This window comes from Allobosea sp. LC85 (assembly GCF_000735605.1).
Classification (GTDB): domain Bacteria; phylum Pseudomonadota; class Alphaproteobacteria; order Rhizobiales; family Beijerinckiaceae; genus Allobosea.
Genome location: NZ_JPKG01000068.1, coordinates 1 through 15,020 on the forward strand (window position 1 = coordinate 1; position 15,020 = coordinate 15,020).

Annotated in this window: 14 protein-coding genes and 1 riboswitch; of the genes, 10 read left to right on the top strand and 4 right to left on the bottom strand. The window is 67.6% G+C overall.

The features are described 5' to 3' along the window. Together FG93_RS30125 and FG93_RS30130 are read left to right on the top strand one after the other, a co-directional pair. The coding region (locus FG93_RS30125; RefSeq protein ID WP_043242490.1) for an energy transducer TonB at nt 1-642 on the top strand (642 nt) is incomplete at its 5' end. A gap of 215 nt (nt 643-857) precedes the next feature. Beyond that, nucleotides 858-2,561, top strand: coding sequence for an ABC transporter ATP-binding protein (locus tag FG93_RS30130; RefSeq protein WP_043242493.1), 1,704 nt, complete (start codon nt 858-860; stop codon nt 2,559-2,561). A gap of 113 nt (nt 2,562-2,674) precedes the next feature. Here the strand turns inward: FG93_RS30130 and FG93_RS30135 are convergent, their stop codons facing one another. Together FG93_RS30135 and cobD are read right to left on the bottom strand one after the other, a co-directional pair. Continuing rightward, nucleotides 2,675-3,646: a D-2-hydroxyacid dehydrogenase gene (locus FG93_RS30135; RefSeq protein ID WP_043242497.1), complete on the bottom strand. Its 972-nt coding sequence runs from the start codon at nt 3,644-3,646 to the stop codon at nt 2,675-2,677. A 76-nt stretch (nt 3,647-3,722) separates the two neighbouring features. Beyond that, nucleotides 3,723-4,727 carry a threonine-phosphate decarboxylase CobD gene (cobD, locus tag FG93_RS30140; protein ID WP_043242498.1) on the bottom strand — a complete coding sequence of 335 codons (1,005 nt, stop codon included), beginning with the start codon at nt 4,725-4,727 and terminating at the stop codon, nt 3,723-3,725. An 11-nt stretch (nt 4,728-4,738) separates the two neighbouring features. Between cobD and cbiB the strand changes: the two genes are divergently transcribed. After that, the gene (cbiB, locus tag FG93_RS30145; protein WP_043242499.1) at nt 4,739-5,719 is read left to right on the top strand and encodes an adenosylcobinamide-phosphate synthase CbiB; all 981 of its coding nucleotides are present in this window, start codon (nt 4,739-4,741) and stop codon (nt 5,717-5,719) included. 103 nt (nt 5,720-5,822) lie between these two features. On the opposite strand, the gene cobO is transcribed toward cbiB, so the two are convergent. Both cobO and cobU read right to left on the bottom strand, forming a co-directional pair. After that, on the bottom strand, nt 5,823-6,434 hold the full coding sequence (cobO, locus tag FG93_RS30150; protein WP_043242501.1) for a cob(I)yrinic acid a,c-diamide adenosyltransferase: 612 nt from the start codon (nt 6,432-6,434) through the stop codon (nt 5,823-5,825). A gap of 14 nt (nt 6,435-6,448) precedes the next feature. Further along, complete coding sequence (cobU, locus tag FG93_RS30155) at nt 6,449-6,967, bottom strand: bifunctional adenosylcobinamide kinase/adenosylcobinamide-phosphate guanylyltransferase (RefSeq protein ID WP_152579709.1); 519 nt, start codon at nt 6,965-6,967, stop codon at nt 6,449-6,451. Nucleotides 6,968-7,112: 145 nt separating this feature from the next. After that, nucleotides 7,113-7,296, top strand: a riboswitch (cobalamin riboswitch). A 37-nt stretch (nt 7,297-7,333) separates the two neighbouring features. On the opposite strand from cobU, the gene FG93_RS30160 reads away from it, so the two are divergent. From FG93_RS30160 to FG93_RS30190, 7 genes are read left to right on the top strand one after another with little or no spacing between them, the layout of a single operon-like run. Continuing rightward, nucleotides 7,334-7,513: a CbtB domain-containing protein gene (locus FG93_RS30160; RefSeq protein WP_043242562.1), complete on the top strand. Its 180-nt coding sequence runs from the start codon at nt 7,334-7,336 to the stop codon at nt 7,511-7,513. 12 nt (nt 7,514-7,525) lie between these two features. Next, on the top strand, nt 7,526-8,266 hold the full coding sequence (locus FG93_RS30165; RefSeq protein WP_043242503.1) for a CbtA family protein: 741 nt from the start codon (nt 7,526-7,528) through the stop codon (nt 8,264-8,266). A gap of 49 nt (nt 8,267-8,315) precedes the next feature. After that, a complete protein-coding gene (locus tag FG93_RS30170) occupies nt 8,316-8,705 on the top strand; it encodes a DUF1636 domain-containing protein (RefSeq protein ID WP_043242504.1) in 390 nt (129 codons plus the stop codon). A gap of 4 nt (nt 8,706-8,709) precedes the next feature. After that, on the top strand, nt 8,710-9,759 hold the full coding sequence (cobW, locus tag FG93_RS30175) for a cobalamin biosynthesis protein CobW (RefSeq protein WP_043242506.1): 1,050 nt from the start codon (nt 8,710-8,712) through the stop codon (nt 9,757-9,759). A 3-nt stretch (nt 9,760-9,762) separates the two neighbouring features. After that, complete coding sequence (gene cobN / locus FG93_RS30180) at nt 9,763-13,092, top strand: cobaltochelatase subunit CobN (protein WP_043242508.1); 3,330 nt, start codon at nt 9,763-9,765, stop codon at nt 13,090-13,092. Beyond that, nucleotides 13,089-14,387, top strand: a complete 1,299-nt coding sequence (gene cobG / locus FG93_RS30185; protein WP_052514389.1) for a precorrin-3B synthase — start codon at nt 13,089-13,091, stop codon at nt 14,385-14,387. Before cobN ends, cobG begins: the two co-directional genes overlap by 4 nt. Beyond that, nucleotides 14,384-15,016 (top strand): precorrin-8X methylmutase, encoded by a 633-nt coding sequence (locus FG93_RS30190; protein WP_043242509.1) that lies wholly within the window; start codon nt 14,384-14,386, stop codon nt 15,014-15,016. The genes cobG and FG93_RS30190 overlap by 4 nt, the downstream gene beginning before the upstream one ends. The last annotated feature ends 4 nt before the right edge of the window (nt 15,017-15,020 follow it).

Genomic DNA, 15,020 nt, shown 5'->3' on the forward strand with positions numbered 1-15,020 from the left:
ACCGAGGCCGAGCCGCCCCCGCCAACCCCGGAGCCTGTTCCCGAGCCGGTCAAGGAACCGGAGCCGCCGCCGGAACCCGAGGTGACGCCCGAACCGATCCGTCTGCCCGAGCCTGAGATCAAGCTGCCCGAACTGCCGCAGCTTCCGGATGCTGCCGCCGTGCTCGCGCCGCCGCCGCCGGCACCGCCGCCCGTGCCGGAGAAGCCGAAAGCGGTCGAACGCAAGCCGACGCCGCCCAAGCCGCGCGTCGTCGAGCGGCGCAAGCCGGTCGAGCGCGAGAAGGAGGCAGCGGCTCCTCCTGCCACAGCCGCTCCTGCCGCTGCTCCCTCCGCCGCCCCAACCGGCGCGGCCGCGTCGTCCTCTGCCTCGACGGCGTCATGGCGCGGCATGCTGATCGCCCATCTCAACCGCTACAAGCGTTTCCCGGGCGGTGCGCGCCCCGGCACGGTGCAGATCGCCTTCTCGATCGATCGTGGTGGCCGGGTCCTGGCCGCGCGGCTCGCCGGCAGCTCCGGCGATCCCACGCTCGACGAGGAGGCCGTCAGCATGATCCGCAGGGCAAGCCCCGTCCCGGCGCCGCCTGCCGGCGTGGGCGGAGGCGGCACGATCTCGCTCGCCGTGCCGGTGCGTTACAATCGCTGACCTGAACGATCCGGGGCGAGGCGGAGCACCAAACCGCTGCATCGTCGATGAATGAGCAGTGCCCGGCCATGCGTCGCCGGCATTCCGCTCCGGCACGTCAGAGCTTATAGAGGGGCCGGCACCGTTCCGGTCTCAGGACCCCCGAAAATCGTGCGCGATCCGGAGTGAGGACGCCGATCCGACCCGCGATCCGGATTTGAAAAGACATCGTCATCATGCTTCGCCGTTTCTTCGCCTATTACGCACCGCATCGCGGCCTCTTCCTGCTGGATTTCTCATGCGCCGTGCTGTCGGGCTTGCTCGAGCTCGCCTTCCCGATCGCGGTGAAGTTCTTCATCGACTGGCTGCTGCCCGGGCAGAACTGGGGATTGATCCTCGCCTGCGCCGCCGCGCTGCTGGTGATCTACCTGCTCAATAGCGGGCTGATGGCGATCGTGACCTATTGGGGCCACATGCTCGGCATCAACATCGAGACCGAGATGCGGCGGAAGGCGTTCGACCATCTGCAGAAGCTCTCCTTCAGCTTCTTCGACAACCAGAAGACCGGCCATCTCGTGGCCCGCCTCACCAAGGACCTCGAGGAGATCGGCGAGGTCGCGCATCACGGGCCCGAAGACCTGTTCATCGCGGCAATGACCCTCGTCGGCGCCTTCGTGTTGATGTTCATGGTCAGCCCCGAGCTTGCGCTCGTCACAGCCGCGATCGTGCCACTGACCGGCTGGCTGACCGGCCGCTATGGCGGGCGCATGACACATAACTGGCAGCAACTCTTCGGGCGCGTCGGCAGCTTCAACGCACGAATCGAGGAGAATGTCGGCGGCATCCGTGTCGTCCAGGCCTTCGCCAACGAGGAGCACGAGCGCCGGCTCTTCGCTCGCGACAATCAGAACTATCGCCAGACCAAGCTCGACGCCTACCGCATCATGGCGGCCACCATCTCGCTGAGCTATCTCAGCATGCGGCTGACCCAGATGGTGGTGATGGTCGCCGGCAGCTATCTCGTCATCACCGGCAGCCTGAGCCAGGGCGGCTTCGTCGGCTTCCTGCTGCTCATCGCCGTATTCTTCCGGCCGATCGAGAAGATCAATTCGGTGATCGAGACCTATCCGAAGGGCATTGCCGGTTTCCGGCGCTATACCGAGTTCCTCGACACCGAGCCGGATATCGCCGATCGCCCGAACGCAGTGTCTGCGCCGAGGCTCTCAGGCGAAATCCGCTATGAGGGCGTTTCGTTCGCCTACCAGACCGGCCGCCCCGTGCTCAGCGGCATCGACCTGCATATCAAGCCGGGCGAAACGATCGCATTCGTTGGCCCGTCAGGGGCCGGCAAGACGACGATCTGCTCGCTGCTGCCGCGCTTCTACGAAGTCAGCGGGGGGCGCATCACCATCGACGGAATCGATATCCGCGACATGACGCTGGCTTCACTACGCGGGCAGATCGGCATCGTGCAGCAGGATGTCTTCCTCTTCGCCGGCACGATGCGCGAGAACATCGCCTATGGCCGGATCGAGGCGAGCGAGGCCGAAATCGTCGAGGCAGCGCGCCGCGCGCGGCTCGACGAGGTCATCGCGGCCATGCCCGACGGGCTCGACACCATCATCGGCGAGCGTGGCGTCAAACTTTCGGGCGGGCAAAAGCAGCGCCTCGCCATCGCCCGTATCTTCCTGAGGAATCCGCCGATCCTGATCCTGGACGAAGCGACCTCGGCGCTGGACACGCAAACCGAGCGCGCCATCCAGCAATCGCTCGCGGACCTTTCGCAGGGCCGCACCACGCTGATGATCGCCCATCGCCTCGCGACCATCCGCGACGCCGACCGGATCGTCGTGGTGGACTCGACCGGCATCGCCGAGCAGGGCAGCCATGCCGATCTGGTCAAGGCCGACGGCATCTACCGCAGGCTGCACGAGGCGTAGGCGAACGCCCGCCAAAGCATCGGCCCGAAAAGTGCATTGCGGTTTTCGGGACAGCCGATGCAAACACAAAAAGGTCAGATCATCGGACCGGATACGAGATCCGGCCCGATGATCTAAACGATCTGGTTGCGCAACTCCGCGTCACCACGCGCCAGTCCGTCGAGATTGTCGAGGAGGATGTCGACGACATTCGTCTCGTAGGCGCGTGTCTCGCCGGCGCTGTGCGGGGTGACGATGACGTTCGCCTGGGCCCAGAAGGGCGAGGCCGGCGGAAGCGGCTCGTCATGAAAGCAGTCGAGCGCCGCGCCAGCCAGGCGGCCCGAGCCCAACGCCTCCAACAGCGCCGCCTCGTCGACGACGCGGCCCCGCGCGACATTGATCAGGAGAGAGCCCGGGCGCATGGCGGCAAACGCCTCCCGGCCGATCAGTCCCTCGGTTTCAGGCGTCAGAGGACAGGTCAACGCCACGATATCGGCCTCAGCCAGAACCTTGCCCAGCTTCTCTGTCGCCACAATCGCATCGATCCCGGGCTCGGGCCGCTCGCTGCGGCGCACGCCGATGATGCGCAGGCCGAAGGCCGCGGCCAGGCCCGCCAAACGTAGGCCGATCCGTCCAAGGCCGACAATGACCAGCGTCTTGCCGCCGAGCTCGTCCTCGCGTCGTGCGCGATCTCCGATCATCGGCCGCCAATGCTTCGCCATCTGGTTGTCGCGGGCGAGATGGATCTGACGGGTGAGGCCCAGGATGAGCGCCATGGCGTGTTCGGCAACGGCGCGCTCATTGCCCCCTTGCGCGCTGGCGAGGCGAATGCCTGCCGTGGCGAAGGCGGGCTTGTCGAACTGATCCGTGCCGGCGCTGATCGACTGGACGAAGCGCAGGCGCGGGCAGGCGGCGATCAGCTCGTTGCGCCAAAGGCCGGAGACGACGAGGACATCGGCCTCAGGCGCACGCGCCTTGAGCTCGTCGAGGCTGCGAACCTCAAAGCTCCTAGCTGCGCGACCCCGCGCGGCGAACTCCGCTCCCAGCTCGTAGGCGGCATGCGCGAAGCCGATCGTGAGTTCGCTCTCCTGCGGCCAAGGCTTCATTGCATTCTCCCCATGATGACAAAACCTAGCTTAGTGGCGCGAAACCGCTCCGTCCCGGCGTTCCATGCATGCGCCCCTAAGGCAGGAAGGATGCCAGAGCGGCGGCAAGCCGCTGCCAGGACGGCTCGTCACCGGGCAAGCCAAGGCGCAACCAGCTCGCATTGTTCTGGAAGCGGCGGGCATAGATGCCATTGCGGCCGAGGTGGGCGAAGAGCGCCGGCGCGTTAGGCGTGGCGAGCAGCCGGAACAGGGACGTGCCGCCCACGATCGCGCCATGTGTCCCCAGCAAGGCATCAAGGCGGGCAGCATCGCAGGTCCGGGCATCGGAGGTTGCCGCGAGCCAGGCTGTGTCACTGAGCGCCTGCGCCCCGATATGAAGCGCTGGCCCCGCGACGGCCCAGGGGCCGAGCGCAGCTCGCAGGGCCTCCGTCAGGCACGCCTCGCCGATCGCGAAACCCAGGCGCAAGCCGGCGAGCCCGTAAGTCTTGCCAAAGGAGCGCAGGATCAGCGTCGCTGGTGGCAGTTCCGGGATCAGGCTCGCCTCAGGCATGAAGTCGATGAAGGCCTCGTCGACAACGAGCAACCCGCCTCTTCCCGCCAGATCACGCGCAATCGCTGTGAGTTGTGCGCGCTGGACCATCCGCCCATCGGGATTGTTCGGGTTGACCAGCACGACCGCGGACGCATCGCCGGTCTCCGCAAGAGTAGCGGTTTCCCGCACGTTCATCCCTGCCTTGCGCCAGGCCAAGGCATGCTCGGCATAGGTCGGACCGATCACGGCGACTGGTCCAATGCTTGCGAGACGCGGCAGCAATTCGATCAGGATCTGGGTGCCCGGCGCCGCGACGACGCCGGCCGTCTCGGGCACCCGATAGGCCGCGCGCGCCGCCGCAAGCAGCGCCGCCTCGTCCCGCCCCCCCGGCAGGCGCTGCCAGAGGCTTAACGGCAGCTCCGGAACCGGATAGGGGATCGGATTGATCCCGGTCGAAAGATCGATCCATGGCTCGGGCGCCTCCGGGAACAGCGCCTTCGCCTGTGCCAGATCGCCACCATGCCAGACCTTGCCCGCCGCCTCAGCCATTCCCGCCCCGCATGAGCCTGTCCGACACCCTGCCGCTCCTCGCCGCCGCGCTGATCATCGAGGCGGGATTCGGCTATCCCCAGGGCTTGTATGCGCTGATCGGCCATCCCGTCACCTGGATCGGTGCGCTGGTCTCCTGGCTCGACCGGACGCTCAATCGCCAGAGCGCCTCCTTCATCATGCGCAAGGCGGCTGGCATCCTCGCCCTCGCGCTGCTGCTTGCCGCCACATTCGTCGTCTCATGGGGGCTGACCCTGCTCTGTCGCGGCCTCGGCCCGCTTGGCTGGCTGCCGCTCGCGCTCGCCGCCTCCAGCCTGATCGCACAGCGCAGCCTGCATGAGCATGTCGCACGCGTCGCCGAAGGGCTGGAGCGGGACGGGCTCAAGGGCGGTCGCGCGGCCGTTTCGATGATTGTCGGCCGCAACCCCGAAACCCTCGACGAAGCCGGCGTTTCCCGCGCCGCCATCGAAAGCCTTGCCGAGAATTTCTCGGACGGAATCGTCGCTCCGGCCTTCTGGCTCGGCATCGGCGGCCTGCCGGGCGGCGTGCTCTACAAGGCGATCAACACCGCCGATTCGATGATCGGCCACAAGACGCCGCGCCACCTCGCCTTCGGCTGGGCGGCAGCGCGTCTCGACGACCTCGTCAATCTTCCCGCCTCTCGCCTCACCGCGCTGCTGCTGACCGCAGCCGCCGCACTCGACGGACCGTCCGACCCCACCAATGCGTGGCGAGCCGTCCGACGCGACGCCCGCCATCATCGTTCGCCCAATGCCGGCTGGCCGGAAGCCGCAATGGCAGGTGCGCTCGGCCTGCGGCTGGCGGGGCCGCGCGTTTATGGCGATGTCAGGGTCGACGACGGCTGGATGGGTGATGGCCGGGCGGAAGCCGGCGCGGCAGATATCCGGCGGGCGCTCGCGCTTTATCGGAGGGCGTGCCTGCTCCTGTGGGGGCTGGCTGCGGCGGGGACCGTCGCCGCGCTCGTCTTGTAGATTAGCAGACCGGACATCGCATCCGGCCCGATGATCTAACCTTCCGCGTTTGCATCGGCTTTCCCAAAAGCCGCAATCCACTTTTCGGGCCGATGCTTTAGCCTCAGAACTCGATCCCGGCCTGTGCCTTCACGCCCGCCGCGAAATGATGCTTCACCAGCGTCATCTCCGTGACGAGGTCGGCAACGCCGATCAGCTCCGGCTTGGCGTTGCGGCCGGTGACGACGACGTGCAGATCAGGACGCCGGTTCGCCAACGCCTCGACCACCTCGGCCAGCGGCAGATAGTCGTAGCGCAGCGCGATGTTGAGTTCGTCGAGCACGAGCAGGCGGATCTCCGGATCCTCCATCAACTCTTTCGCCTTGGCGAAGGCGCGCGCGGCGGCAGCAATGTCGCGGGCCTTGTCCTGCGTTTCCCAGGTGAAGCCTTCGCCCATCGTGTGCCAGACGATCCGGTCGCCGAAGGCGTCGAGCGCCTTGCGCTCACCGGTCGCCCAGGCGCCCTTGATGAACTGCACCACCCCGACGCGCCAGTCATGGCCGAGAGCCCGCAGGATCAACCCGAAAGCAGCGGTCGACTTGCCCTTGCCAGGCCCCGTATTGACGATCAGCAGTCCTTTCTCGATCGTTTTGCCCGCGACCTCGGCATCCTGCACCGCCTTGCGCTTTTCCATCTTGGCCTTGTGGCGAGCGGCCTCTTCAGCATCGATCGTCATCGGAACTCTCCTGCTCATTTCACCTGCATCGGCAGACCGGCGACCATGAAGATCACCCGGTCGGCCCGCGCCGCAAGCATCTGGTGCAGCCGACCCGCCTCGTCGCGGAACCGTCGGGCGAGCGCATTTTCAGGCACGATGCCGAGCCCAACCTCATTGGAGACCAGAACCAGCGGGCCTGATGCCGCGACGCAGGCCTCGACCAAGTCGTGACTCGCAGTCGCCACATCCTGTTCCGCCAGCATCACATTGGTCAGCCAGAGCGTCAGGCAGTCGACCAGCACCGGCCGCCCCGCGGGAACTGCACGAATCGCCTCCGCCAGTGCCAGTGGCGCATCGATGGTCATCCATTCCCTTGTTCGACGGGCGCGATGCTCGGCGATGCGGGCGCGCATCTCATCGTCATAGGCCTGTGCGGTAGCGATGTAGATCCATGGCGCCGGCACCATCTCGATCAGCGCCTCGGCATGTCGGCTCTTGCCGGAGCGGGCGCCCCCCAGAACGAGGGTGAGAGGGGGAACGATCGCTGCCACTGCCAAAATCTCTGCCCAGGAAGATCAGCCTAAGGAACGGACATGGCGAGCGCAGCGAAGCAAGCCGGGAAGGCCCAGAAGAGATCGCATCGCCTCACTGCGCTCGCAATCACGATCGCTGCATTGCACAGCACCGCGCACATGGCTAATGATCATCCCTGACGGTGCCTCTGCAATGAGGTGAAAAGGGAACGCGGTGTGATACCGCGGCTGCCCCCGCAACTGTAAGCGGCGAGTTTCGCGCCATCGGCCACTGGGATTGTCCCGGGAAGGCGGCGAGAGATCCGGACCCGCGAGCCAGGAGACCTGCCGTCAGCGAGTGATGCAATCCAGCGGGCTGCCGGCGGGGTGGCCAAGGAGACCGAGATGACGACGAATACGGCTTCGATCACCCACCAGGCCAGCGCTTCCGAGCGCGTCAAGGCTGCGGCAGCTGCCCTGGCACTTGGCACAGTCCTGATCTTCACCGTCGGCTTCGCCCATTCGACCAGCGTTCATAACGCGGCCCACGACACGCGCCACACCCTCGCCTTTCCCTGCCACTGAGGGAATTGCAACATGGTCAATCGTGTTCTCACGGTCAGTCTTCTGGCCGGGCTTCTGGCTGGGCTCTTGGTTGCAGCGCTCCAGCATGTCACCACCACGCCGCTGATCCTCAAGGCGGAAACCTTCGAGACGGCGCTGCGCGCGGCCGAACTGCAGCACGCCAGCTTCACCGGTGATGCCAGGATCGTCCTTGCCCATGGTGGCCATGACGCGGCCGACCACGCCGAGTGGAAGCCGCAGGACGGCCTCCAACGCACGGCCTTCACCACCGTCGTCACCATTGCGACCGCGATCGGCTTCGCCGCCCTGCTGCTCGGCGGCATGATCGCGGCGGGCGATGCCATCACTGAACGGACCGCACTGATCTGGGCGGCGTGCGGCTTCCTGGCCTTCGGCCTCGTGCCGGCGACAGGGCTCGCGCCGGAATTGCCCGGCAGCGCGTCAGCCGAACTGCTTCACCGCCAGACCTGGTGGATCGCCACGGCGCTGGTCACCGCCGGCGGACTCTGGATCTTCCTGCGGGCGGAAGCCTCCTGGCTGCGGGCGCTTGCCGTGCTCGCCATGCTCGTACCGCATCTGATCGGCGCGCCGCATCCGGCCGCCCCAGAGAGCAAGGTCCCGGCCGAGATCGCAGCGCATTTCGCGGCACTCTCTCTCGCGCTCCAGGCTGCGCTCTGGCTCGCCACCGGCTTTGCCGTCGGCGTGCTCTGGCCCTGGGCCACGCGTCGCGCGGCAGCACCGGCCACGGCCTGACGCTGAGCGCGATCCCCCCGGGATCGTGCCGGAAGCAAGGAAGCGGCCCATGCCCGAAGGCGATGTCACCATTTTCGTCTGCGTCGCCTGCCGGCGCACGCGGGCGGACCTGCCGGAGGGGTACGATCAGCCCGGACTGAGCTTTGCCGAAGCGCTGCGGGAACGCATCGCACGCGACGGTGGGACGCTTCCGGTCGAAGCCGTCGACTGCCTCGCAGTCTGCAATCGCCCCTGCACCGTCGCCTTAGCGGCCGACGGCAAATGGACCTATCTGATCGGCGACCTCGACACTGACACCCATATCGACGAAATCGTTGGCGCAGCTGCGAGTTTTGCGGCCAGCACAAACGGTATCGTTCCCTGGAAAGAAAGACCCGCCTCGTTCCGCAAAGGCGTGGTCGCGCGCGTACCGCCTCTCCCGGCGCGCCAACAAGGATGAGACCATGAACGCTCCCCAAGCCCGCTCGCTGGGCAAGATCCCCTGCACCATCATCACCGGCTTCCTCGGCGCCGGAAAGACCACGCTGGTTCGGCACCTGCTGGAGAATGCCGGGGGCAAGCGCATCGCCGTGCTGGTCAACGAATTCGGCGATCTCGGCTTCGACGGCTCCTTCATCGCCGGCTGCGGCATTTCCGGCTGCACGGCGGAGGATATCGTCGAGCTGCCGAATGGCTGCATCTGCTGCACCGTCGCCGACGACTTCGTGCCGGCGCTGGAAAAGCTGCTCGACCGGCCGAATCCGCCGGAGCATATCCTGATCGAGACCTCGGGGCTTGCGCTGCCGAAGCCGCTGGTCAACGCCTTCAACTGGCCGGCCATCCGCTCGCGTGTCACGGTCGACGGCGTCATTGCCGTGGTCGACGGGCCGGCGGTGGCGGATGGCCAGTTCGCGGATGATCCGGATGCTCTCGCCGCGCAGGCGGCGCAGGATGCTGCGGTCGGTCACGACAACCCGCTCGAAGAGGTGTTCGAGGACCAGATCCTCTGCGCCGACCTGATCCTGCTGAACAAGAGCGATCTCGTCGATGCGGCCGGTCGCGAACGCGTAAAGGCCGAGATCGCCGCGCATCTGCCGAAGGCGATCAAGATCGTCGAGACGGCCCATGGCAAGGTCGAGCCCGCCTTGATCGTCGGCCTCAATGCCGCTGCCGAGGCCGATCTCGCTGGACGCCCCTCGCATCACGAGAGCGCCGAGGACCACGACCACGACGATTTCGAGAGCCTTGATTTCGCTCTCGCCACCGCAGCCTCTCCCGAGGAGCTTTCGGCCCGTGTTGCCAGGGCCGCGGAAGCCGAAGGCGTGTTGCGCCTGAAGGGCTTTGCCGCGATTCCTGGCAAGCCGATGCGGCTCGTCGTGCAGGGCGTCGGTCGCCGGGTCAGCCACCATTACGACCGCGCCTGGGCGGCCGGTGAAGCCAAGGACGGTCGGCTCGTGGTGATTGGCCTGAAGGGCTTTGACCGCAAGGCCGTGGAGGCAGCCCTCGCGGGCTGAGCCATGCACCTCCTCCCCTCAAGCGAGATCAGGCTCGACGACGGCGAAGATGCCGTCGATCTCGCCCTGCCGCCGGGGGATGTGCTGGTGCTCTCCTTCGCCGACAGCGACCTTTCGGCACTGGCGGCCGCGGCCGGCGCAAGCGGCCTCGCCGTCAGGCTCGCATCACTGCGCCGGCTGAAACACCCGCTCTCCGTTGATTTTCTCATCGAAAAGACGGTGGTGCATTCGCGCTTCGTGCTGGCCCGCTGTCTCGGCGGGCTGGATTACTGGCGCTACGGCATCGAGCAACTCGCCGAAGCCTGCCGACGTGACGGCATACCGCTCGTCGTCCTGCCCGGCGACGACCGGCCTGACGAGCGGCTGGCTGCGTACGGCACCGTGGAGCCGCGTTTCGCGGCGGAACTTCTCGCCTATTTCCACACCGGCGGCGGTGCAGAGAACATGCGCCGTCTGCTTGGACGGGTGCATGGCTTCCGTCGCGGTGAAGGCATCGCTTCGGACCTCGCCCCCATCCCCCTGCCCTCGCTCTTCGCCGTCGGCACGGGCGGCGCTCCGCTCGCATGGCGTGAAGCGCTCTCGCAGCGCCCCGTCGCGAACGCGCTGGTCCCGGTCCTGGTCTATCGCTCGAGCGTCGCCGCCGGGGACACCGCCATGGCGGAGGCAATCGCAGAGGCACTGAGCGCGCGCGGCCATGCCCCGCTGATCCTGGCTCTGACGAGCTTGAAGGACCCGGCGGTCACTGGCGAACTCGCGGCCTTGATCGCCGCACGCAAGCCAGCCGCCATCATCACCACCACCGCGTTCTCGGCCCGCGACGGCGCGGATTTCGTGCTGGATGCCGCCGACTGCCCGATTCTGCAGGCTGTGCCGGTCGGCAGCCCGCGCGATGCCTGGGAGGCATCACCACGCGGGCTGTCCGGAGCCGACCTCGCCATGCAGGTGGCGCTGCCGGAATTCGACGGACGGCTGGGGGCACTTCCCGTCGCCTTCAAGGCCGAGATGACGGACAGCCGGACCGGCCTGACGAGCCGCCGGTTGGTTCCTGATCCCGATGGCGTCGCCGCCCTCGCTGATCTCGCCTCAGGCTGGATCGCGCTGGCCGACAAACCGGCCGCCGAGCGCAACCTCGCCCTGGTCATGTCCGACTACCCGGCGCGTGGAGGACGGGCCGGCTTTGCAGTCGGGCTCGATACCCCAGCCAGCGTCGGGGCGATTCGCGAGCTGCTGGCGCAGGCCGGATACGATGTCGGTCCATCGGAACAGACCGATGGCCACCTCCACGGTGACGACACGCGGTTGATGCAGGCGCTGACTGAAGGGCCAGCGGAATTTGCAGTCCCGCTCGCCGCGTATCGCGCCTGGCTCGCCGCCATTCCCAGTACGGCGCGCGGAGCACTCGTCGCGGCCCATGGCGAACCCGAAGCGGATCGCGCCTGCAACGGCTCGGCCTTCCGTTTCCGCGTGATCCGTTATGACCGTCTCACCATCGCACTGCAGCCGCCTCGTGACACAACGCCCGACCGCAAGGCGCGCTATCACGATCCCGACGCGCCGCCGGGCCATGCCTATCTCGCCTTCTATCTCGGCCTCCGCCGGGTTGCCGATGCCGACGCCCTGATCCATCTCGGCACGCATGGCACGACCGAATGGCTGCCCGGCAAGGCGGTGGCGCTTTCGGCAAGCTGCTGGCCGCGACTTGCGATTGGCGGCCTGCCGGTGATCTACCCCTATGTCGTCGATGACCCCGGTGAGGCGGCTCCTGCCAAGCGCCGTCTTTCGGCCGTGACGCTCGGCCATCTCCCGCCCGAACTGGTGCATGCCGATGCCGCCGGCGAAGTGGCGCTGCTGCGCGATCTCGTCGAGGAATTTTCGCAGGCCCAGGTCCTCGATCCGCGCCGCGCCGAGATCGTCGCCCGTGAAATCCGCGAGCGAGCCGAAGCGAGTGGGCTCGCGGAAGCTTGCGGCGTCACGCCCGATCTCGACATGACGAGCGCACTGAGCCAGCTCGACGCGCATCTCTGCGACATCGCTGAACTGCCCTTCCGCGACGGGCTGCATGTTTTCGGGCGGGCGGCGCATGATCCCGCCTCATCACGCAACGAGCGCGACAACCTGCTGCGCGCTCTGGCCGGGCGGTTCGTTCCGCCGGGCCCTGCCGGCTCGCCGCATCGCGGGCAGAGCGATGTGCTGCCGACCGGCCGCAATCTCTCGACGCTCGATCCGCGCGCGATCCCGACCCGAGCCGCGGCGCGCCTCGGTGCCCGGGCCGCTGCATCGGTGATCGCACGCCATCTCCAGGACCATGGCGACTATCCGCGCCGGATCGTGATGGATCTCTGGGCCTCGCCCACACTGCGCTCCGGCGGCGAGGATATCGCGCATGTGCTTGCCCTGATGGGCGTCGCGCCTCTCTGGGATCACGCCTCGACGCGCGTGACCGGATTTTCCGTCATTCCGCAGCCCAAGCTCGATCACCCGCGCATCGACGTCACCGTCCGTATCTCCGGCGCCTTCCGCGACACATTCCCTGGTCAGATCGCACTGATCGACGCCGCTGCGCGCGCCGTAGCAGCGCTGGACGAATCCGATGAGTCGAACGAGCCCGCTGCAGCCCGCCGGCGCGGCGAAGGCGCCGCGCGCATCTTCGGCCCGGCGCCCGGGCGCTTCGGCGCGGCCATGGCCGACCGCGCGCTCGACGGGTACTGGGCGAACCGCGGCGACCTTGGCGCGGCCTATCTCGCTGCCAGCAGCCATGCCTTCGCTGGTGCGGAGGGCCTCGCCAGCGTCGATCCCGGCTTCGCGCACCGCGTCGCTTCGGCAAGCGCCTTCGTCCATGTCAGCGACACGGCGGGGCGCGACATTCTCGAAGCAACCAGCGCGGCCGATGTGATCGGTGGCTTTGCAGCGGCAGCGCAGGCGCTCGGAAGCGAGGCTGCGCTCTACAGCCTCGACAGCTCCAACCCCGAGGCGCCGAAAACACGTACCCTGGCCGAGGACATTGCGCGCATCGTCCATGGCCGGCTCTGCCACCCGCGCTGGATAGCAGGCCAGCTTGCCCATGGCTGGCGCGGTGCGGCCGAGCTCGCCGAGACCGTCGACACGCTCTTCGTCTATGCCGCCAGCACCGACGCGGTCTCGGACGGATTGTTCGACGCCGTATTCCAGGCCTATTGCGCCGATCCGGGTATCTGGAACGCGCTGGAACAGGCAAACGCGCCCGCGGCCGCCTCGATCCGTGCGCGGCTGACCGAAGCCGAGCGGCGCGGCCTCTGGCAGAGCCGGCGTAATTCCGTGGCCGCCTTCCTTGCCAGCAAGGACGCGGCGGAATGACCGCCCCGACGCAAGAGACGCTCCGGCGCGGCTGGTGCCCGAGCACGCTCCGGCCGATGGAAACCGGGGACGGCTGGCTCGTGCGGCTGCATCCGCCGGGCGGGCGGATGCGGCCCGCCCAATTGCGGCGCATTGCAGAGCTGGCCGACGCGACCGGCAATGGCCTCGTCGAGGTCTCCGGCCGTGGCAATCTGCAGATCAGGGGTGTGCGACCGGAGGCCCATCCCGCCCTGGTCGAGGCCTTGCTGGCGGAGCGGCTTGTCGACGAAGCAGGCGGGCTAGGGCCGCAGCGCCTGGTGCTCTCCTCGCCGCTCGCCGGGCAAGATGTGGGCGACCTGATCGACGCCGCCTCGCTGGCCGCATCCCTGGAGCATCAGGGGCGCGCCGTCTCAGGATTGCCGCCCAAGACCAGCGTCATCGTCGATGGCGGCGGCGCGCTTGCACTCGATGGCTTTGCCGCCGATCTGCGTCTGGTTGCGATTGACCAGGGCGCCGTCGTGATCGGGCTGCCGCAAGGCGACTGGCTAGGTCCGGTCGCACCCGACAAAGGGGGCGCCATGGCGGCAAACCTGTTGTCGGGTCTTGCGACATACCGCCGGGCCGAGCCTGACACGATCCATCGCCTGCGCGATCTTGACGACGACCAGGTTGCGGCTCTGATCGGGGTCTGCTCGGTATCCCGGACGCAGGCGCCTGCGGTTCGTCCCTCTCCCAGGCGGGTCGGCCTCTTCGCGCTGCGCACCTCTCGTTTTGCCCTGGTCGCGGGCCTGCCTTTCGGCCGCTCGGATACCCGGACATTGTCGCGACTGAGCGAGGCCGCCAGCACGCATGGCGTCAGCGAGATCCGCTTCTCGCCCTGGCGCGGGCTGGCATTCCTCGGTCTCGAACCCGAGGACGCCGCGAGCCTCACCGCACAATGCGAGGAACTCGGGCTGATCACCCGCGACGACGATCCGCGGCTCTCGGTGCAGGCATGCTCCGGCAAGCAGGCCTGCCTGCGCGGCGAGACGCGGACGATGGACGATGCCGCAGTCCTGGCCGAAGCGGCAGCCTCGCTCCTTGCTGCGGGCCTCAGCCTGCATCTATCGGGCTGCGTCAAATCCTGCGCCCATGCGGGCTCGGCCGACCTCACCCTGGTCGGGCATGACGGGTGCTATGACGTCGTCATTGGCGGAACGACGCGGGACAAGCCGATGGCGAGGCTTGACCTTTCGCAGATTGTGCAGCGTCTGCAGCCGGGACAGGACATTCACACCCGCCTGACCGCAGGCCGGCTTTCAGGACCACAGGTTTGAACACGCGCTACGACTATATCCGCGAGGGCGATGCGATCTATGAGCGCTCCTTCGCCATCATCCGGGCCGAGGCCGACCTCTCCCGCTTCTCAGGAGCGGCTGCCCGCGTCGTGGTGCGGATGATCCATGCTTGCGGCATGACCGACCTGCCACGCGACGTTGAGATGTCCGCCGATTTCACGGAGGCTGCGGAGGCCGCGCTACGTGCCGGCGCGCCGATCCTGTGCGACGCCAAGATGGTCGCCAATGGCGTGACCCGCGCCCGCCTGCCGGCCAGCAATGCGGTGATCTGCACGCTGGATGAGGCTGAGGTGCCGGCGCTGGCGAAACAGGCCGGCACGACGCGCTCGGCAGCGGCCATGGAGCTATGGCGACCGCATCTCGCGGGAGCCTTGGTCGTCGTCGGCAATGCCCCGACCTCGCTTTTCCGGTTGCTCGAAATGATCGATGCCGGTGCGCCAAAGCCTGCAGCCGTGATCGGAATCCCGGTCGGTTTCGTCGGTGCTGCCGAATCGAAGCAGGCGCTGGCGCAGGACGGCCGCGTGCCTTTCCTTGTCGTGCATGGGCGCCGCGGCGGCTCTGCGATGGCGGCAGCTGCCGTCAACGCGCTGGCGCAAGTGAAGGAGTGAGCCG

What these genes read in the sequence shown, in the direction of transcription:
- cobO (WP_043242501.1), bottom strand. Translation starts at nt 6,434, where the DNA reads ATGACGATCGATGCTGAAGAGGCCGCTCGCCACAAGGCCAAGATGGAA.
- cobW (WP_043242506.1), top strand. Translation starts at nt 8,710, where the DNA reads ATGAACGCTCCCCAAGCCCGCTCGCTGGGCAAGATCCCCTGCACCATC.
- cobD (WP_043242498.1), bottom strand. Translation starts at nt 4,727, where the DNA reads ATGGCTGAGGCGGCGGGCAAGGTCTGGCATGGTGGCGATCTGGCACAG.
- FG93_RS30130 (WP_043242493.1), top strand. Translation starts at nt 858, where the DNA reads ATGCTTCGCCGTTTCTTCGCCTATTACGCACCGCATCGCGGCCTCTTC.
- FG93_RS30165 (WP_043242503.1), top strand. Translation starts at nt 7,526, where the DNA reads ATGGTCAATCGTGTTCTCACGGTCAGTCTTCTGGCCGGGCTTCTGGCT.
- cbiB (WP_043242499.1), top strand. Translation starts at nt 4,739, where the DNA reads ATGAGCCTGTCCGACACCCTGCCGCTCCTCGCCGCCGCGCTGATCATC.
- FG93_RS30170 (WP_043242504.1), top strand. Translation starts at nt 8,316, where the DNA reads ATGCCCGAAGGCGATGTCACCATTTTCGTCTGCGTCGCCTGCCGGCGC.
- cobN (WP_043242508.1), top strand. Translation starts at nt 9,763, where the DNA reads ATGCACCTCCTCCCCTCAAGCGAGATCAGGCTCGACGACGGCGAAGAT.
- FG93_RS30135 (WP_043242497.1), bottom strand. Translation starts at nt 3,646, where the DNA reads ATGAAGCCTTGGCCGCAGGAGAGCGAACTCACGATCGGCTTCGCGCAT.
- FG93_RS30160 (WP_043242562.1), top strand. Translation starts at nt 7,334, where the DNA reads ATGACGACGAATACGGCTTCGATCACCCACCAGGCCAGCGCTTCCGAG.
- cobG (WP_052514389.1), top strand. Translation starts at nt 13,089, where the DNA reads ATGACCGCCCCGACGCAAGAGACGCTCCGGCGCGGCTGGTGCCCGAGC.